This is a genomic window from Salinigranum halophilum (assembly GCF_007004735.1).
In the GTDB taxonomy this organism is placed as follows: Archaea; Halobacteriota; Halobacteria; order Halobacteriales; family Haloferacaceae; genus Salinigranum; species Salinigranum halophilum.
Genome location: NZ_SSNL01000004.1, coordinates 388,677 through 407,126 on the forward strand (window position 1 = coordinate 388,677; position 18,450 = coordinate 407,126).

General features: G+C 67.6%; 20 protein-coding genes. 9 read left to right on the forward strand and 11 right to left on the reverse strand.

What is annotated here, in order from left to right; genetic code table 11:
- Nucleotides 1-89: 89 nt before the first annotated feature.
- Together E6N53_RS10595 and E6N53_RS10600 are read left to right on the forward strand one after the other, a co-directional pair.
- Nucleotides 90-1,172 carry a hypothetical protein gene (locus E6N53_RS10595; RefSeq protein ID WP_142859103.1) on the forward strand — a complete coding sequence of 361 codons (1,083 nt, stop codon included), beginning with the start codon at nucleotides 90-92 and terminating at the stop codon, nucleotides 1,170-1,172.
- An 87-nt stretch (nucleotides 1,173-1,259) separates the two neighbouring features.
- Complete coding sequence (locus tag E6N53_RS10600; RefSeq protein ID WP_142859105.1) at nucleotides 1,260-1,565, forward strand: hypothetical protein; 306 nt, start codon at nucleotides 1,260-1,262, stop codon at nucleotides 1,563-1,565.
- Nucleotides 1,566-1,706: 141 nt separating this feature from the next.
- Here E6N53_RS10600 and E6N53_RS10605 read toward each other — a convergent pair whose 3' ends face one another.
- Together E6N53_RS10605 and E6N53_RS10610 are read right to left on the reverse strand one after the other, a co-directional pair.
- A complete protein-coding gene (locus E6N53_RS10605) occupies nucleotides 1,707-2,042 on the reverse strand; it encodes an ArsR/SmtB family transcription factor (protein ID WP_142859108.1) in 336 nt (111 codons plus the stop codon).
- A gap of 152 nt (nucleotides 2,043-2,194) precedes the next feature.
- Complete coding sequence (locus tag E6N53_RS10610; protein ID WP_142859110.1) at nucleotides 2,195-2,902, reverse strand: helix-turn-helix domain-containing protein; 708 nt, start codon at nucleotides 2,900-2,902, stop codon at nucleotides 2,195-2,197.
- Between the two features lie 146 nt (nucleotides 2,903-3,048).
- Between E6N53_RS10610 and E6N53_RS10615 the strand changes: the two genes are divergently transcribed.
- A complete protein-coding gene (locus tag E6N53_RS10615; protein ID WP_142859112.1) occupies nucleotides 3,049-3,681 on the forward strand; it encodes a metal-dependent hydrolase in 633 nt (210 codons plus the stop codon).
- A 155-nt stretch (nucleotides 3,682-3,836) separates the two neighbouring features.
- Here the strand turns inward: E6N53_RS10615 and E6N53_RS10620 are convergent, their stop codons facing one another.
- The 3 genes from E6N53_RS10620 to E6N53_RS10630 are packed head-to-tail and all read right to left on the reverse strand — an operon-like array spanning nucleotide 3,837 to nucleotide 6,675.
- A complete protein-coding gene (locus E6N53_RS10620) occupies nucleotides 3,837-4,847 on the reverse strand; it encodes a metal ABC transporter permease (RefSeq protein WP_136590321.1) in 1,011 nt (336 codons plus the stop codon).
- Complete coding sequence (locus tag E6N53_RS10625) at nucleotides 4,844-5,614, reverse strand: metal ABC transporter ATP-binding protein (RefSeq protein ID WP_142859114.1); 771 nt, start codon at nucleotides 5,612-5,614, stop codon at nucleotides 4,844-4,846. Before E6N53_RS10625 ends, E6N53_RS10620 begins: the two co-directional genes overlap by 4 nt.
- Nucleotides 5,584-6,675, reverse strand: a complete 1,092-nt coding sequence (locus tag E6N53_RS10630; RefSeq protein WP_136601713.1) for a metal ABC transporter substrate-binding protein — start codon at nucleotides 6,673-6,675, stop codon at nucleotides 5,584-5,586. The genes E6N53_RS10625 and E6N53_RS10630 overlap by 31 nt, the downstream gene beginning before the upstream one ends.
- 127 nt (nucleotides 6,676-6,802) lie before the next feature.
- Between E6N53_RS10630 and E6N53_RS10635 the strand changes: the two genes are divergently transcribed.
- The gene (locus E6N53_RS10635) at nucleotides 6,803-7,288 is read left to right on the forward strand and encodes a GNAT family N-acetyltransferase (RefSeq protein ID WP_136590477.1); all 486 of its coding nucleotides are present in this window, start codon (nucleotides 6,803-6,805) and stop codon (nucleotides 7,286-7,288) included.
- On the opposite strand, the gene E6N53_RS10640 is transcribed toward E6N53_RS10635, so the two are convergent.
- Complete coding sequence (locus E6N53_RS10640) at nucleotides 7,283-7,483, reverse strand: DUF7978 family protein (RefSeq protein ID WP_142859116.1); 201 nt, start codon at nucleotides 7,481-7,483, stop codon at nucleotides 7,283-7,285. The genes E6N53_RS10635 and E6N53_RS10640 overlap by 6 nt on opposite strands.
- 112 nt (nucleotides 7,484-7,595) lie before the next feature.
- Between E6N53_RS10640 and E6N53_RS10645 the strand changes: the two genes are divergently transcribed.
- The gene (locus E6N53_RS10645; RefSeq protein ID WP_142859118.1) at nucleotides 7,596-8,762 is read left to right on the forward strand and encodes a metal-dependent hydrolase family protein; all 1,167 of its coding nucleotides are present in this window, start codon (nucleotides 7,596-7,598) and stop codon (nucleotides 8,760-8,762) included.
- Between the two features lie 59 nt (nucleotides 8,763-8,821).
- Here the strand turns inward: E6N53_RS10645 and E6N53_RS10650 are convergent, their stop codons facing one another.
- The 3 genes from E6N53_RS10650 to E6N53_RS10660 form a co-directional block, all read right to left on the reverse strand.
- Nucleotides 8,822-9,274: a pyridoxamine 5'-phosphate oxidase family protein gene (locus E6N53_RS10650; protein ID WP_142859120.1), complete on the reverse strand. Its 453-nt coding sequence runs from the start codon at nucleotides 9,272-9,274 to the stop codon at nucleotides 8,822-8,824.
- Nucleotides 9,275-9,333: 59 nt separating this feature from the next.
- Nucleotides 9,334-9,765, reverse strand: coding sequence for a pyridoxamine 5'-phosphate oxidase family protein (locus E6N53_RS10655; RefSeq protein WP_136601711.1), 432 nt, complete (start codon nucleotides 9,763-9,765; stop codon nucleotides 9,334-9,336).
- A gap of 294 nt (nucleotides 9,766-10,059) precedes the next feature.
- Complete coding sequence (locus E6N53_RS10660) at nucleotides 10,060-12,267, reverse strand: PAS domain S-box protein (RefSeq protein WP_142859122.1); 2,208 nt, start codon at nucleotides 12,265-12,267, stop codon at nucleotides 10,060-10,062.
- 778 nt (nucleotides 12,268-13,045) lie between these two features.
- Between E6N53_RS10660 and E6N53_RS10665 the strand changes: the two genes are divergently transcribed.
- Entirely contained in the window at nucleotides 13,046-13,327 is a 282-nt protein-coding gene (locus E6N53_RS10665) for an Ig-like domain-containing protein (RefSeq protein ID WP_142859124.1), read from the forward strand.
- A gap of 17 nt (nucleotides 13,328-13,344) precedes the next feature.
- Here the strand turns inward: E6N53_RS10665 and E6N53_RS21625 are convergent, their stop codons facing one another.
- A complete protein-coding gene (locus E6N53_RS21625) occupies nucleotides 13,345-13,635 on the reverse strand; it encodes a DUF5615 family PIN-like protein (RefSeq protein WP_161596556.1) in 291 nt (96 codons plus the stop codon).
- A 32-nt stretch (nucleotides 13,636-13,667) separates the two neighbouring features.
- Entirely contained in the window at nucleotides 13,668-13,898 is a 231-nt protein-coding gene (locus E6N53_RS10670; protein WP_142859126.1) for a DUF433 domain-containing protein, read from the reverse strand.
- 192 nt (nucleotides 13,899-14,090) lie between these two features.
- On the opposite strand from E6N53_RS10670, the gene E6N53_RS10675 reads away from it, so the two are divergent.
- The 3 genes from E6N53_RS10675 (at nucleotide 14,091) to E6N53_RS10685 (ending at nucleotide 18,377) form a co-directional block, all read left to right on the forward strand.
- Nucleotides 14,091-15,578 (forward strand): replication factor C large subunit, encoded by a 1,488-nt coding sequence (locus E6N53_RS10675; RefSeq protein ID WP_142859128.1) that lies wholly within the window; start codon nucleotides 14,091-14,093, stop codon nucleotides 15,576-15,578.
- Nucleotides 15,579-15,708: 130 nt separating this feature from the next.
- Entirely contained in the window at nucleotides 15,709-17,265 is a 1,557-nt protein-coding gene (locus E6N53_RS10680) for a sensor histidine kinase (protein ID WP_142859131.1), read from the forward strand.
- A gap of 53 nt (nucleotides 17,266-17,318) precedes the next feature.
- Entirely contained in the window at nucleotides 17,319-18,377 is a 1,059-nt protein-coding gene (locus tag E6N53_RS10685) for a zinc-dependent alcohol dehydrogenase family protein (RefSeq protein ID WP_142859134.1), read from the forward strand.
- The last annotated feature ends 73 nt before the right edge of the window (nucleotides 18,378-18,450 follow it).

Genomic DNA, 18,450 nt, shown 5'->3' on the forward strand with positions numbered 1-18,450 from the left:
AATAGGATTTATGTGCGGTTCATATACTCGTTCTCATATTCGATAGTCCGAGGAATGGATTTTTGGGCGGTCACGGGAGAGCACCAGCAGTGCAGCCTCTCACCGGGAGCGTCGTGTCGGCCCCGCTGAAACTCACGAGTGAGAGCCAGCCTCTCGTCTCGGAGCCGACGTGGTGGCCGGCGGCGATGCCCGCGCCGGAGGTCACAGTGGCCATCCTCCTCGGCATGCTCGTCCTCGCAACCGTCGCCGTGGTCCTTATCGTCCGGGTCGTCGTTCCCGGGGGCGTCCGGGTCGTCCGGGTCGTCCGACGGACCTGGGAGCGGGTCACCCCGAAGAGCACGTTCGGGAAGGTGATGACGCTCTTCGCCGTGCTGTTGCTCGTCGCGACCGCGCCAACGCTGGTGACACTCGTCGACGCCAAGGGCGCGCTGGGAGGCGTCGCCGCCGGGACCGGCACCATCGCCGAGATGGACGGCGACACCGTCGAGTTCACCGAAGCGACCACGATGGCGCGCCCTACCCCCGACAGGGACGGTGACCGCCTCCTCGACGGGTGGGAGCGGGCCGGCCGGACGCCCGACGGCGTGCCACTGCCGGATGCGGACCCCGACCGGAAAGACCTCTACGTGCAGGTGTTGTACGGGAGCGGCATCGAGGCGCTGAGCGAGTCCGAACGGACGACGCTTCGGACCATCTGGGCGCGGATGCCCGTCTCGAACCCCGACGGGTCGACCGGTATCACCCTCCACGTCGTCGACGAGCGCCGACTCGACCGAGAGATACGAACGTACGAACCCGACGCCGAACTGGTCCGCGAGCGGTACGACCGCGAGCACCTCAAGCGCGCGACGTGCGTCTACTATCAGACGACGTTCGTCGACCTCACCCACCCACGGCTGAAGGGCCGCGGCGCGCTCGGGGGGTACGTCTCGGTCGTCGACGGGACCGACACCGCTGTCCGCGAGGGCCGGTCGAACCGGGTCGCGTTCCTCACCCACGAACTCCTCCACAACACCGCCGGCCGTGTCGAGGGACGGCCACACACCGAGTCCGGGTGGCTCTCGCCGAACTACGACGGGACGGACGCGACTCTCTCGGCGGCGACCACCGCCGCCCTCGACGACGGCTTCGCACTCGGTGTGTACGAGGAACGTCACCTCTGTGGCGCGTGAGGCCAGGACGACACCGCGCGTGCGTCTTCAAACGACGAAGCGCTGCAGTGGTTTTAGTCGCCGTCGCCCCCAACGTGTCGATGGACGATGTCCGTTCCAACTGGTTCGGACGCGTCGACCGGCGCAGGCGAATCGGAGCACGAACCACCCACCGAGGACCGAGGAGTGGGTGACTCGTCGGGGTCGATCCACGAGCGGGTCGCCGACTGGGCCCGTCACTGGCAGGCGTGGAGCGTCGCGGGCTTCTCGCTCCTCGTCGTCGGCTGGGCGGCGTTCCTCCAGCCACAGACCTCGCCGAAGGGGTACATTCCCATCTTCCTCGGGTTCGCCGCGCTCGCCGTCGGCTACGTCTACCTCGACGAGGAGAGTCAGGTTCGGCTCGCGTCCGGCTGACGACATCCGTCGGGCAGACGGCGCCCTCCGTATCGTCGCGGCGGTCGGGGGTGACTGGGGGCGCGTCGGCAAGACGTTCGTTCCCCGCTCCCCTGTCTTTCCCCAGCGCCGACGCGCCCCCCACTTCACCCGGCCGACGATTCAGCCCTCCGGAACGTCCACGTCGTCCACCGGGTCACGCCGGAGCGTGATGTCGACGGTGAACCCGCCCTCTTCGACGTCGATGTGGGCCGCTTCGAGCCGACACTCGTAGCTCTGGTAGTGGTTCCCCTCCTCGTCGTACTCCGTGTGGACCGCCACGAGGTCGTACGCTTCGAGCGAGTCGAGCCGGCGGTAGACCGTCGGCCGGGAGGCCGAACACCGCTCGGCGAGCTCGTCCGCCGAGAGGCGTTCGACGCTCGTCAGCGCCAGGAGCTCCCGGACGAGTTCGTTTCCGAGCAGGTCGAACACCGTCTCGGCTTCCCAGGCTCTGCTCACGGTCGATACTGACGGCGAGGATACATAAGAATCCGGGCGGGACGTTCACCCGTACGGCGTGCTGTGCGTCGAAGTCCGTGTCGCCGCCTCCGCCGTCCCGCGCTCTGTCTGCGGGGAATCTTCACGGTCTGAAGCGGCCCACAGGGGTTAGGTCAGCCCAGCGCCCGCAGTTCGGCCAGCATCTCGTCGATGTCACGCGTGGAGACGGCGAGTGAGAAACCGTCGATGGTCGCCAACGTCGCCGCGTGTTCCCACAGGCTCTCCTCGCCCAGTCCGTGCAACACCACGGCGTTCGGCGTCGGGTTCACGACACGGAGGGCGACCAGCGGCGACTCCCCGCGGGTGACGTTCGTGAAGACGAGGACCCGGTTGGTGGACTCACCGTACAGTCGGTAGAACTCCTCCGAGGAGAGGCGGGTGATGGCTTCGATGCTGTCGATGACGGTGTGTCCGCTCACCCGGTCGGTCTCGCCGCGGACCACCTCGGTCGCGCCCATCGCGTCGTACACCCGCGAGAGACGGATGGCCGTGGGATACTCTCTGAGGTCCTGGACGATGTCGCTCTCGAACCCCGCGCCGACGACGCGGGCGTACTGTCGGATTCGGGAGCCGCCACGGGCCTCGTCGATGTCGAGGAGGGCGTTCACCATCCGGCTGACGACGCCGATTCCCGGACTCTCTCGCCGGCCGGACTCGTAGTCCGACACGACCGACGAGGAGACGTCGAGCTGGTCGGCGAGCGCCGTCTGGGAGACGTCGAAGTCGGTTCGCCACTTGCGGAGGGTGGCCCCGGGGTCGTCGCTGAGCGTGACCTCGCCGGCGATCCGTCGGGCGAGGTCCGCACGCGGGCCGTCCGTCACGGGCCCTCACCGCCGTCGAGGTCGTGGGCGACTGCGTTCACGTCCGTTCGTCGGCCGACTGCGCACAAAACCGTACCGAAACCTCCCTTCGACGAACGTCGATTCCGCGCCCGAACGCTCAAGCCGTCGCCTCTCTCACTCCCGGTATGCCCTCGACACTCGTCCACGTGGCACTCGGCGGGCTCGTCGGCGCCGCCTTGCTCACCAGTGAGTTCGACGTCCGCGCGGTCGTCGTCGTCGTCGCGGTGACGGCGTTCCCCGACGTCGACGCGCTGGCCGGACTGGTCCTCCCCGGGGCGCACCGTTCGCTGTTTCACAGCTTCCTCTTTCCCGCGGTCGTCTGTGGACTCCTCCTCGCCGACACGCTGCGGGCGAACTCGCTCCTCCGGACGAGATACGGGACGCGAGGGGTGCGGCTCGCCTGGGTGTCGCTCGCCGCGATGGTGTTCGGCGGCATCCTCCCCGACCTCTTCACCAACGGGGTGAACGCCTTCTACCCCGCCGTGGACGCCTTCTACACCGTCGACGGCAAGCTTCTTCTCTCGGACCAGCGCGGCCTCGTCCAGACGTTCGTCGAGGTTCAGCCGCCGGCGCAGGCGGAACCCAGGCCCACGACGCGGACGCTCCACTACAGTACTCCCGTGGACCCGAACCCGGGGAGCGAACCCGAGAACGTCGAGCGGGTCGCCCCCGTGTTCCAGGCCGGCTGGGAACTGATGCTCGTGCTCGTGAGCGGTCTCGTCGTCCCGTTCCGGCTCTGGGACGCGGGACGTCGCTGACCGGGCGAGGCGTCGGGCACTCGGACGGTACGTGACCAGTGAGCGTCGGGACGCTCACCGCAGTGATAAACCGAATACAGCGATAGCAAACCACCGTGACGGGGCGAACGGTGGCAGACAGGAGCCGTCGTCGAGCGCGTCGAACCGTCCGGCGGTCAGTCCGACCGCGCGCCCTCGCCCGTGTCGATGCTCCCGAGTTCGGGTGCCGCGTCTTCGGCCGTGGCGGCTTTGAGCTTCCCGGCGACGACGGTGACGATGTAGATGCCGACCGCGATGAGGACGATGACGCCCCCGGCGGTCGCCTCCGCGTAGTAGGAGACGCCGATGCCGAGGAGGACGGCCAGCTCCGCGAGCACCACGCTCACGAGAATCGACTCGGAGAAGCTCCGCGACACCTGTGCCGCGCCGGCGACCGGAATCACGAGCATCGCGGCGACGAGGATGACGCCCATGATCTGCATCGCGCCGACTACGACCAGGGCGGTCAGCATCACCATGACCCGGTTGTACCAGGTCACGGAGAGCCCCGACACCGCGGCCGCGGTCTCGTCGAACGTGACGTACAGCAGCTGGTTTCGCGTCAGGCCGACCGTCGCGACGATGACGGTGAACAGCACCAGCAAGATGGCGGCGTTCTCCGCCGACACCGTCGAGAGGTTACCGAAGAGGTACTGGTTGATGCCGACGGCCAGCCCGCCCGCGTTGATGCTGATGAGGACCGTCCCGAGCGCGAACCCCGTCGAGAGGACGATGGCCATCGAGACGTCGTTGTACGCGTCGGTCACCTCCGAGATGACCTCGATGAGAAGGGCGGCGAGCATCGCCACGACGACCGCAGACAGGTAGGGAGAGACGCCGAGGTCGAGGACGGCGTTGAGGAACAGGCCGACGGCGACGCCTGCGAAGGCGGTGTGTGCCAGCGCGTCGCCGATGAGCGCGAGCTGTCGGTGGACCAGGAAGGTCCCGATCAGCGGCGCCATCACTCCGATACAGAGCCCGACGAGGACGGCCCGGTGCATGAACTGGTACTGGAGCAGTTCCAGCCCGGTCGCGCCGGCGAGAAAGAACAGTAGCTCCGACCAGAGCGACAGGAGCCAGTACACCGGGGCGAGGACCGGGTCGATGACGCTCCCGCCTTGGAGCGGCACGGCGACAGTCGCGGTCATCGCCCACCCGCCGCGACCGCGGCTGCCGTCCCGAAGGCCCGGGCGAGTGCGTCACTCTCGACGAACGCCTCGGTCGGGCCGTCGAAGAGTATCTCACGGTTGAGACAGACGACTCGGTCGGCGTGGGCGGTCACGGCCCCGAGGTCGTGCTCGATGAGGAGGATGGTGATTCCCTCCGCGTTGAGCGCCGCCAGCAACTCGTAGAACGCCTCGACGGACTCGACGTCCACCCCCACCGTCGGCTCGTCGAGGACGAGCAGGTCGGCTTCACCCGCGAGCGCGCGGGCGATGAACGCCCGCTGACGCTGCCCGCCCGACAGCTGCGTCACCCGACGGTTCGCGAAGGCGCTCATGCCGACCGTCTCGAGCGCGCGGTCGACGATGGCGACGTCCTCGGCCGAGAGGCGGCCGAAGCCGACGTGGGGGAACCGGCCCATCTTCACCACCTCGCGGACGGTGATCGGCATCTCCTTCGAGGCGCTGGCGTGCTGGGCGACGTAGCCGATGCGCGCGCCGTCGTCGAACCGGTGCGACGGCTCGCCGAACAGTCGCGCCGTCCCCTCGTCGGGGGTGAGGAGGCCGAGCAGCAGTTTCATCAGCGTCGACTTCCCCGAGCCGTTCGGGCCTACGATAGCCAGATACTCGCCGGACTCGACACTGAGTGAGACGTCCCGGACGACGGGCGTCGCGGTGTAGCCGAAGCTGACGTCGGCGAGTTCGACGATGGGTCCGGTGCTCACTCGAAGTTCCTCCACTCGCTGTGCCAGCCGTCGGGCCCGACCTCCTCGGGGGACTTGTTCCCGAGGACGACCTCGAACGTCGGCATGTTGATGTTGTACGCGATCTCCTCGTACCCCCAGCCGCGTTCGACCCAGTCCTCGCGGACGCCCGCGTAGGGGGTCACCGGGAAGTACGCCTCCACGGCGGTCTCCGACAGGAGTTGCTTCGCCGGCTTCCGGGTCTCGAAGACGCCCGCACCGATGTACCTGATGTCGTTCTCGTCGATGACGCGCTTTGCCTCGGTGATGTCCGAGGGCGTGACGTCGCCGCTGGCGGCGAGGTTCACCACGAGCGGACGCATCTCGACGCCGTAGCGGACGCCGATGTACTGGAACGCGTTGTGTGCCGCCAACTGGACGACCTTCCGGTCCGCGCGGTCGAAGATGTCCCGATAGTCACTATCGATGCGGTCGAGGACGTCCGTCTTGTACGCCGTGGCGTTCTCGCGGAACGTGGCCTCGTACTCGGGGGCGAGGTCGACGAACCCCTCGGTGATGTTGTCGACCGCCTGTTTCGACCGCTGCGGGTCGAGCCAGAAGTGGGGGTCCTGCCCTCTCCCTGCCCCGACGCCCTCCTCGTCGGGGTCGAGACTGGCCGCGAGGTCGACGAGTTCGACGCCCTCGCGGACGTTGATGAGCTGGGTGTCGATACCGTCGTCCTTCAGCGTCTGGATGGCACGGTCGGCCCACGGCTGGAAGTCCTCGCCGACGTGGACGAACGCGTCCGCCTCGATGATGTCTCGCGTGATGCTGGCGTTCGGCTCCCAGCCGTGACCGTGGAGCCCGGTCGGGACGAGGTTGCGGACCCGGACGGGCGTGTCGGCCGCGACCTTCTGCGCGAAGTCGTAGAAGCTGAAGAAGGACGCGACGACTACCGGGCCGCCCGCGGAGTCACCGGAGCCACCGGAAGCGGTGCTGCCGCCAGAACCCGCGGTCGCGCTCCCACCGAGACAGCCGGCGAGCCCCGTCGTGACGAGTGCCCCGCCCGCCGCGAGGGCCGCTCTGCGTGACCACCGTCGGCTCCTGCACGGTTCCTGCGTGTCGTTCATACCTGCCTTAGACTACTGCCACCCATATAATTTTGTATCCCACACTAGAATTTTAGATAAGTCTAATTCTCTCGCGGAGAGAGGAGCGTTGACGTACCCCCGCCGCGGTACGTCGAGTATGACGGACATCACGGTGCGGCCCTACGACGAGTCGGACGCCGACGACCTCTGGTCGCTGAAGCGCGGCTTCGAACTCGGAATCGGGAGCGAGACCGGCGGCCAGGACAAGGCCGCGACGTACGCGGCGAAGCTCACCGAGGAGTACAGGAAGCGGTGGCTCGCGTGGGTCGAGCGATGTGTCGACGAGGACCCCGACTGCGTCCAACTCGCCGTCCACGAGGACGGGCCGGTCGGCTACGTCTTCGTCCTGCCCGGCTCACTGGCGTTCATCTGGGACGCCGCCGTGCTGAACGAGGTGTACCTCGACCCGCCCGCGCGCGGGACGGGCGTCGCCGACGACCTGATGGACGCAGCGCTCGACTGTGCCCGTTCGCAACCGCTCCCGCTCGACCGGCTGGTGCTCGACGTCGACCGCGAGAACGACCGTGCCCGCGCCTTCTACGACCGCTGGGGCTTCGAGCACTGGGGCGAGATGGTCGCCCGCGAGCTATGAGCTGACCTGCCGACCAGCCACGAGACCGAGGCCGCCGAAGACGAGCGGATAGCAGCCGCCCGCGAGCGCGAGCGCCGGGAGCGACGCCGGCCCGACCGTGGTCTCACCGACTGGGACCGACACAGCCACTGCCGCCGCCGCGACGAACACGAGGTAACCGACGCCGACGGCGAGTTCGCGGCTTCGTTCGAACATCGTGGGCCGCTCGCGGGGGAGACGGTACGTCTCTTGTGGGTGGGCCGGACGCGACGGCGACCGCCGAGTCGATGAGACAGGTTCAAGCGACCCCATCCCCGACGGGCGGACGATGCTGTTGCGAGACGCCCGCCTCCTGTCGAGTACCTACGACCGCACGGGCGACCTTCGAGTCGTCGACGGACGCATCGACGCGGTCGGTGACCTCACTCCACGCGCCGACGAGCGCTGTGTCGACCTCGACGGGCGGACGCTCATGCCTGGACTCGTCGACGCCCACGTCCACTTCTCCCTCTCGGCGGAGACGACGATCGAGTCCGTGCTCGGGATGTCGGAGGCCGAACTGGCGCTCGTCGAGGCGCGGAACGCGCGGAAGACGCTCGAATCGGGCGTCACCGCCGTCCGGGCGATGGGTGCGAGCGGCGTCGACCTCCACCTCAAGCGGGCGGTCGAGCGCGGCGACGTTCCCGGGCCGCGGATGGTCGCGAACAGTCGCTCGATCACCATCACGGGCGGCCACGGCCACCACCTGGGGAGAGAGATCGACGGCCCCGTCGACGCTCGAACGGCGGTGCGCGAGCAGGTCAAAGCCGGCGCGGACTTCATCAAGTTCATGACCACTGGCGGGGTGACCACACCCGGAACCGACCCCGACACGGTCGCGCTCACCGACGACGAACTCGACGCGCTCGTCGACGAGACCCATCGCCACGGCCTCCACGCCGCGACGCACGTCCACGGGGCCGAGGGAGCGAAGGCGGCCGCGCTGGCGGGCGTCGACACCATCGAACACGGGACGTTCCTCGACGAGGAGGCCATCGAACTGCTCGTCTCCCGGGAGGTCACGCTGGTCCCGACGCTCTCGGCACCGTACTACATCGTCCGCAACGTCGAGTGGGCGACACCCGACACCGCCCGGAAGACCGAACACATCTACGAGCGACACATCGAGTCGTTCGCCCGGGCCGTCGAGGCCGGCGTAACCATCGCCGGCGGGACGGACGCCGGGACCCCGTTCAACGACCACGGTGCCAACGCGGCGGAGGTGACGTTCATGCTCGAACACGGGCTGTCGCCTCGTGGGGCGATCACGGCCATGACCGAGACCGCGGCGCGAACGGTCGGCCTCGACGACTGCGGCACGCTGCGAGAAGGGGCCCACGCGGACCTGCTCGTCGTCAACGGCGACCCGCTCGAGGACTCGACCCGGCTGAACGACCCGGAGGCGGTGCTCCGCGGCGGTGAACTGGTCTCTGGGTTCCTGCCGGGTGCGGACTGACCCGTGTCACGAGGTGGGGCACCGCGGGGTCACGCTGTCCGGGTCGGTTCTGCGCAGTCTCAGACGCTCGTTGCTTCCTTGCGTCCGGACACCTCTGTCGTCACCAACCGGAAGAAGCGGAAGGTCAGTTCACGGGGGTGACGCTCGAACACGTCGACGAGCGGGATGTGGATACGCCGCATCGCCTGCACCACGTCCGAGTCGATGGCCGCCTCGGTGACCTCCTCGAGTCGACCGGCCGCGACGACGCTCTGCCACCCTGCGTCGGTCTGGTCGTAGACGACCAGCGAGACGGGGCGATTCTCGGAGACGACACCGTCTTTCTCGCTGTCCGTGTCGAACGCGAGTCGAAGGTAGAACCCGTCGTCCTCGGCGTCGTACCCGTACGACACCGGGAGCGAGTACGGCGGTTCGCCCTCGTCCGTCGCGAACGAGACGACACCGGTCCCGCCGGTACCGAGGAACTCCATCCGTTCGTCGTCGTTCATCTGCACCGACCGAGTGCTATCCATACGACAGGTAGGAGGCCGGCGGTGAAAAGCGATACGCCGACACACCGACGGCGGCGCGGCTACGTCTGTTTGTGTCCCGTGAGGTCTTCGGGCGCGAGCCGGAACAGCTCGAAGTCGAGTTCGCGGGCGGGCCGGTCGAACACGGTGAAGAACGGGATGTTGATCCGGCGGATAGCCTCGACGATGCTCGAGTCGATGGCCGCCTCGCCGGTCTCACGGAGCCGTCCCCGCGCGATGACGCTCCGCCACCCCTCGTCGGTCTCCTCGCTCACGACGAGCGAGACCGTTCGGCTCGGTCCGATATACTCGCGCTTTCGACTCTCGTCGTGGAACGCGAGCCGCAGGTAGAACGTTCCGTCCTCCCGGTCGTAGCCGTACGACACCGGAATCGCGTACGATTCGTCGTCCTTCGCGAGCGCGAGTACCCCCGTTCCCTCGTCGCCGAGGAACGTGTTCACCTCTCTCGCGTCCATTGGTTCTGCGTTGGACATACCATCCGAACGACACCACGTGGTATAAGTTCACGCCTCTCGGTGGCTCGCGTCCGCCCGACCGATTCGAAACAGACGGTGCCCCCGACGCGCCGACTCAGCGCGAGTCACCGTTTCGTATCGCGGCATGAGATATATCGGTCGCCGACCGCGGCCGGCCGAACGGACGGGTTCGCGCTCTCGACGGGCGCTGGCGTGTATAAACGTGAGTTCGTGCGCGCGAGTACGGTACGCGTTCCGACGGACGGCCAGAGACGCCGCTCGCGACTGACGGCGACGCCCGTCCGGGCAGCGTTACGTTTCGGCGAGTTCGACGCCGCGAATCTCGAACCGTGCGCCACCGTCGTGTCCTTCGGTCGCACGAACGTCCCACCGGTGTGCGTCGGCGACCTGCTCGACGATGGCGAGACCGAAGCCGGTCCCCTCGCGGCTCGTCGAGTAGCCGACGTCGAACACCGCCTCGCGGTCGTCCGCCGGAATCCCGGGACCGTCGTCCTCGACGTAGAACCCGTCGTCGAGCGCGCCGACCGTGACCGACACGGACGAGCCACCGTGTTCAACGCCGTCAGCGGCCTCTGGCCGGTTGCTCGTCGAGCCGTGGTCGACCGCGTTCCGAAAGAGGTTCTCCAGTAGCTGCTGCAGTCGACTCCGGTCGGCCCGGATCACACCGTCGGTCGCAGTCCGAACCGTCGCGTTCCCCGTCTCGACGTTCGCCCAGCCGCGCTCGCTCACCGTCGACAGCGTGACCGGTTCGAGCTCACCCACCTCGGCGCCGTCGTGTGCCAGCGTCAGCAGGTCCTCGATGAGGACGCGCATCCGGTCGTGCGCGCGAGCGACGCTCGCGAGGTGCTCGCTGTCGTCCGTCTCACGGGCGAGTTCGAGTCGTCCCTCGGCGACGTTCAGCGGGTTGCGGAGGTCGTGTGAGACCACCGAGGCGAACTCCTCCAGCCGCTCGTTGGTCCGCCTGAGGCTCTGTTCACGCGTCTTGCGCGCGGTAGCGTCGTGATACACCCACAGGTGGCCCGCGCCGTCGGAGAGTTCGATCGGTTCGTAGCTCCGTGCGAAGGTCCGTCCGTCGCGGAGTTCGAACTCGTCGTCGCGTTGCGACTCCTGTGCGCTCACCAGTCGGTTGGTCCGCTCGACGAACCCCGCCGGGTCGACGAACATCTCGCTGACCTGCTCGGCCATGCGTTCGCAGTCGGCCCCGATGACCTCCGCTGGCGTCCCGAGCAGGTCGAACAGCTCGAACATCCGGTCGTTGACGGCCAGGACGTTGCGCGCGGCGTCCTCGGCGAGCACGCCGACGGGGAGCGTCTCGAACAGCGTCGACAGCAGGACGCTCGTCTGTTCGAGTTCCCGTTTCCGCTCCTCGCGGTCGGTGATATCCGTGATGAAGCCCTCCAGGACCCGTTCCCCGTCCGCGGCTGTCACCGCACGTCCTCGCTCCCACATCCACCTGACGCTCCCGTCTCTCGCGATGGCCCGGTAGGTGACCTCGAAGGGCTCACCCGTGTCGAGGGCCTCCTGGACGGCCTCCCACATCACGTCCTCGTCGTCGGGGTGGAGGACGTCTACCCCCCAGACCACGTCGCCGTCTGCCAGTTCGGACGCGGAGTACCCGACGAGTTCCGCACACTCCCCACGGACGTACTCCATCGGCCAACCCGGTTCGTTGCGGCATCGGTAGACGATGCCCGGGAGGTTGCTGATGAGCGTCTGCAACTGCCGGCTGGATTCACGCTTCTCGGAGACGTCACGCAGGACGCCGATGAACCGACGCGCGTCGTTCCGCTCGAACTCGCTGAACGAGACCGAGAGGGGAATCTCGTGGCCGTCGCGGTGTCGGCCCGCGCGCTCGAGAGCCTTCCAGTCGGCCGTCCTCTCGTCCGTCTCCAGCGGCCGGACTGGCCTGTCGTGGCGGCTGGACGGCAGCAGCGTCGTCAGTGACTGCCCGACGAGGGCTGTGGGGGCGTAACCGAAGACGTCCTCGGCGGCGGCGTTCGCGAACCGGATAGTGCCTGCGCTGTCGACGGTGACGATGACGTCGGACGAGTTCGACGTGATCGCTTCGAGCCGAGCACGGGTGCGTTCGGCCTCCTGTTCCGCCCACCAGCGCTCGACGACGTTCCCGATTCGGTTCGCCAGCACGGTGTACTGGTCCGTGCCGGTCCCCTTCTGCAGGTAGTCGGTCACCCCGGCGGAGATGGCCTCGCTCGCGATTTCCTCGCTCCCCTTGCCGGTGAAGAGGATGAACGGGAGGTCGGGGGACTCCGCACGGACGGCGTCGAGAAACGCGAGTCCGTCCTGCTCGGGCATCTCGTAGTCGGAGACGACGCAGTCGAAATCGCTCGCGGCGAGCGAGTCCAGCCCGGCGCTGACGCTCGTGGCCGTGTCGACCGCGAACCGGTCGTCTGCACGCTCGAGGAACGCGGCAGCCATCGCGGCGAACTCCGGGTCGTCGTCGACGTGGAGGACGCGCACGGTGTCACGCGACGGCGACATGGCCGTCTTCTCCGTCGCTCGGTGTTCGACACGACCGTACGACCGAGGAACGGGGACGACGCGACGTGCTCATCCTCGTCGCCTCCGCTTCCAGGTTCGGTTACGTTCCATACGACTTCTACTGCGACCCGACGAAGCAACATCTGAAAAACATATCCATAGAGTATCACCTGTGATACCAGAGCCGTGCGCCGAGACGAGGAGGTCCGAGTCGAGCCGTGCGGCGGAACGCCGACAGCGGCGAGCAGGGATGTCTCGGTCGACGCCGAACGTCGTCTATCACCTCCGAGACTGCCGGAGCGCTGATTTCGAGATGGAGCGCGCCCCGGTCCCGAGACCGGGTAGTCCGCCCCCTCCCGGTTAATTCCCCGCCGTCGGGGGCCCGACGCACCCGGAACCTCAGTCCTGAAACTCTCCGGCCGGGTCGACCCCCGCAAGTGCGTCGCCGAGTGGGCAGGGTCGTCGACGCCGGGGTCGGAGCCGACGTGTCCTGCAGATGTACGGTCTGCGCGATGGGCAGGAGGACCCGGATTCAATGTCGGGGACATGGTAGACTGGACGGAGCAGTCAGTACCTGTATGCCCATATCGTAGGCATCTCAGGAGCCAGTAGCCCAAAGAGTGAGGCGGCTTCGGTCCGAGGAGCCAACGAGGAGAGAATGAGGCGAAGGGAGTGCCTCTCAGGAGCGACGACCGCTCTCACTCTCGGACTGGCAGGCTGCACCGAAACTGGGGAACAGTGTCACTCGGGACATCACGGCCCGCCGAAAGGGGTTGAGGTGACCAGTCACGCGACGGGGGAGCGAACGGTTTCGATAGCGTCCGACGACGTCGAGAGCGAGTCCTCGGAGCCCGTCTTCTCTCGGCGCACGACGATACGCCCGGGTGAGGAACAGAGGTTTCCGAACGTGGCAACCGACCCGGGAAGATATCGCGTCGTCGTCGAAACAGACTCACTCTCCGGCGAGTGGACCGAGACGACCGAGCGGTGTGGTATCTGGTTACTGCTTGTGGACCTCTACGACGAGCGAATAGAGGTGAGACAGCCGGGTTCGATGTGAGTGTGGACGAGTGACGGCTACAGGTACTCGATAGAGTCGTCGTCGGAGAACCGCTCCTGCAGGTGCGCATCGACGGCTTTCACCACATCGCCGATTTGACGTCCCTGCTGCCGAACGAAGACGATTCCGGCGTGGTCGAGTCCTTCCCCTTCGACGAGTGAGAGGAAGTCGTCGTCGAACGTCAGGCGAACCCAGTCGCGTTCGACGGCGTACGTCAGTTGGTCCCGGTCGGGGTCGCCCAGCGTCCCCTCCTCTCTGGCCGTGTGAACCGTCCACCCGCGGCGACGGAGTCCATCCGCGACTGGAATTCAGATACTCTCGTCACAGTAGACCGGTCTCGTCATGCGGATGCGGGTTCAGAAGAACTGGACCGGAAGTCGTCGATGTGGTCGTAGTAGTACGCGAGTGCTCTGTGGACGTCCGCGAGCGTGAGGTCCGGATAGAGCTGTGTGATTTCGTCCGGTTCGTAGCCGCTGTGCTCGTACGCGACGGCGATGTCTTTCACACGGATACCCGTTCCCTCGACAGTCGGCGCACCGTTACTGTGTGCGCTGTCCCGGACGATTCCCATACGAGAGGGATAGTATCGATGGCGACTTGAAACGTGAGGGTGAGAGAGCCCAGACTCGTGAAACCGACGGCCTACTGTCCCTCGACGGCGGTCACGTCAGCACCGTTAATACCGTCGCCCGACAACGCCGGAACAGACGCAGATGCACGGTCTGAGCGATGGGCAGGAGGACCCGGATTCAATGGCAGGAACATGGTAGACTGGACGGAGAAGTATCGCCCGACGACGCTGTCGGAGGTGCGCGGCAACGACAGCGCTCGCGACGAGTTCGAGAAGTGGGCCGACACGTGGGACGACCATCGGGAGGCGGTCGTGTTACACGGGAGTCCGGGCGTCGGAAAGACGAGCGCCGCGCACGCGCTGGCCGCCGACAAGGGCTGGGAGACGATGGAGTTGAACGCGTCGGACCAGCGGACGGCGGACGTCATCGAACGGTTCGCCGGCCGCGCGGCGATGAACACGACCCTCGCGGGCGCGGTCGACGCCGAGTCACGCGGACAGCGTGACCGCGGCCGCCAACTCGTCATCCTCGACGAGGCGGACAACATCCACTATCAGAAGGATTACGGCGGGAAGCAGGCGGTCACGAAGCTCCTGAAGGAGGCGAACCAGCCTATCGTCCTCATCGCCAACGAGTACTACGATATGTCCCGCGGGATGCGGAACGCCTGCCAGGAGGTCGAGTTCCGCGACGTCTCCGCGCGGTCCATCGTGCCGGTCCTCCGCGACATCTGCCGGCGTGAGGGTGTCGAGTTCGAAGCCGAGGCGCTCAAGCGCATCGCCGAGGCGAACGACGGCGACCTCCGCTCGGCCGTGAGAGACCTCCAGAGCTCCGTCGGCGGGAAATCGTCGCTCTCGGTCGACGACGTGACCTCCGGGGGGAGAGACCGCACCGTCGGAATCTTCGGCTTTCTCGACAGCGTCCTCAAAGAGGAGGCGTCGGCGGAGGCGGCGCTGCGAACGGCGTACGACACCGACGAGACACCCGACGACCTCACAGCGTGGGTCGAGGACAAGGTGTCGCTGGTGTACGAGGACGGAGAACTCGCCCGCGCGTACGAGCATCTCGCGAACGCCGACCGGTGGCTGGGACGCACCTACGCGACGCAGAACTACCGCTACTGGCGGTACGTGACCGACAACGTCGCCGCGGGGGTGGCCGCCTCGCGCGACAGGACTCGCGGCGGCTGGACCCGGTACGGCGGGGCACCGTGGCGGTCGACGAAGAACGCGACCCGCGACGCGGTCACGTCGCGCATCGCCGAGTCGTCCGGCGCGAGCATCGCCACGGCGCGCCGGGAGATTCTCCCCTTCTTGCAGGCGATGACCCACCACTGCAAGCCCCGTGAGCTGACGGTCGCGATGACGGCGTGGTACGACTTCGACACCGAACACGTCGCGTACGTGACGGGGAGCGGCGAGTCGACGAACAAGGTCCAGTCCATCGTCGAGGACGCGAGAGAACGCCGCGAGGAACTGGTCGAGGCGCACGCGGACGAGGCGTTCGCGCCCGAGACGCTCGACGGAGACGACGCGGCCCAGGCCGACGCGGACGAGGGCGACGAGCGCGCCGCCGAATCGACGACCGCTCTCGACGACCTCGACGACGAGGGCGAAGACGACACCGGCGACGACGGTGAGCGTGATGACGGCCAGTCGGGCCTCTTCGACTTCACGTAGGCCGAGACAGCCAGGACCGCGTGAGCGGCACGCTTGAGGCGTTTCCCGCGTTCTCGCTCTCCGGACGTGGCCGTTCAGCGAACCGGACGGACCATTTATTTACGCTGGTCGTTTACAACGAACAAGATTCATGAACGAGGGGGGCTTCCTCTGGGGGACCGCGACGGAGCGGGCGGAGCCGCAGGTCAACGTACTCGTCGCCGACGACGACGACGCGATGCGACAGACGACGGTCAAACTGCTCGAGGCCACGCTCACGAACGCCGCGGTCCGCGGCTTCCCCTCCGCGCAGGGCGTGCTCGACGCCCTGACCGACGAGACGCCCGTCGACTGTATCGTCTCGGACTACGAGATGCCCGAGATGAGTGGGCTGGAGCTGCTCGAAGCGGTCCGCGAGTCCGAACCCGACGTGCCGTTCATCATCTACACGGGCCACGGGAACGAGGACGTCGCGAGCGACGCGATTTCGGCGGGCGTCACCGACTACGTCCGCAAGTCGGTGACCGGCGGCCATCAGATACTCGCCAACCGCATCGAGTCGGCCGTCGCACGACGCCGCGCGGAGGTCGAGCGGGAACTCCAGGCGCTGGCGATGTCGACGGTCGAAGAGGGCATCGCCGTCATCGACAGCGAGGGACGGTTCGTCGAGGTGAACCGCGCGTACGCGGAGACGTACGGCTACGACAGGGACGAACTCGTCGGGGAGTCCTGGGAGCGGGTCAACCCGCCCGAGGAGAACGAACGGATGCACCTCCAGATCCTCCCTGCGCTCGAAGAGGAAGGGACCTGGCACGGCGAGTCCGTCGGCCTCCGAAAGGACGGGTCGACGTTCGTGAAGTCGAAGTCGCTGACGAAGCTCCAGACCGACGGATTCGTCTGTGCGGTGCGGGACGTGACCGAACAGCGCAACGCCGAGAACGCGCTCCGCGAGCAGAACGAACGCCTCAGAGAGTTCGCTCGACTCGTCTCACACGACCTCCGCAACCCGCTGAACGTCGCGGAGGGATATCTCTCCATCGTCGAGGAGTCCGTCGGCGAGGGACTCGAAGACGACGTCGAGCGGATTCGGAACGCCCACGACCGGATGCGTCGGCTCATCGACGACATGCTCCGACTCGCCCGCGAGGGACGGCTCGTCGACAACCCACAGCCGGTGGCGCTCACGGCGGTGGTCGAGACTGCGGCGCTCACCGTCGGCCTCGGGAACGAAGGGTCGTACGTCGTCGAAGCGGACCTCCCGGCGGTGTTAGCCGACGAAGAACGGCTGAACGCGCTGTTCGAGAACCTCTTCGGCAACGCAATCGAACACGCCGGGCCCGACCCGACGGTCCGTATCGGCTCGCTGACCGACGACTACGGCGACTGTGGGTTCTACGTCGAGGACGACGGTCCGGGCGTCCCACAGAGCCGGCACGTCAAGGTGTTCGAGTCGGGGTTCACCACGAACCGCTCGGGGACCGGCTTCGGCCTCGCCATCGTCAAGCGCATCGCGAACGCGCACGGCTGGACCGTCTCCATCCGGGACGGCCACGACGGAGGCGCACGGTTCGAGTTCCGCGGGGTCGACGTCGTCGACGACGCGTGTGAGACGGACGAGACCGAGACGGACGAGACCGAGACGGAAGAGACCGAGGCGGACACGGACGCCGTCGCCGACGGCGGCGACGGCACGGACGAGAGCGCGTGAGCGGCCTGCGGCCTCGCCCCCGGTGATTTTACCCCCGGCCGCGAACGGCCGGTATGCGCGCCGCTGTCCTCACCGAGTACGGAGAGCCGTTGTCGATTCGCTCCCTCGACGCCCCGAGTCCGACGCCGGAGGGCGTCGTCGTCAGGGTCGAGGCGTGCGGCATCTGTCGGAGCGACTGGCACGCCTGGCAGGGCCACGGTGAGTGGGCCGACGACCGGGTCCCGCGGGGGCAGGTCCTCGGACACGAACCCGCAGGGACGGTCGTCGAGGTGGGCGACCAAGTCCGCCGTTACGAGGTGGGTGACCGGGTCGCGGTCCCGTTCAACCTCGGCGACGGTTCCTGCTCGCGCTGTCTCTCCGGCCACGGGAATCGCTGTGCCGACGGGCACGCACTCGGGTTCGAGTCGGCGGCCCCCGGCGCGTTCGCCGAGCGAGTCCACGTTCCCCGCGCCGACTACAACCTGCTCGCGCTCCCCGACGGAGTCGACCCGGTCGACGTCGCGGCGCTCGGCTGTCGGTTCATGACTGCGTATCACGCGCTGGCTCACCGGGTGTCGCTCCCGCCGGGGTCGTGGGTCGCGGTCCACGGCTGTGGGGGCGTCGGCCTCTCCGCGCTCTCGGTCGCCAGCGCGGCCGGCCACCGGACGGTCGCCGTCGACGTCCGAGACGAGGCGCTCGCGCTCGCGGCCGAAGTGGGTGCCACCGTCACCGTCGACGCCTCCAGGGCCGACGCTGTCGACGAGATACGGGCGGTGACAGACGGCGGAGCGGACGTCTCACTCGACGCGCTCGGTCGCGCAGAGACCTGTCGGAACTCCGTCCGTTCGGTTCGGCCCGGCGGCACACACGTCCAGGTCGGCCTCACCACGGACGCGGAACGAGGCGAGGTGTCGCTACCGACGGACTGGATGACCCGCTGGGAGGTGTCGTTCGTCGGGTCGCGCGGGATGCCGCCGACGCGGTACGACGAACTGTTCGGCCTCGTCGAGAGCGGTGCCGTCACCCCCGAGGCGCTCGTCACCCGCGAAGTCTCGCTCGGCGAGGTCTCTGAGCGGTTGGCAGCCATGACCGACTACGGGACAGTCGGCGTCGAGGTCGTCACCGAGTTCTAAGCTGTGCGACGGATGATGTCGAACGCAGCAGAGTCAGTGGAAAAACCGAGTCGGCGGGTCGCCGAGTGAGCGA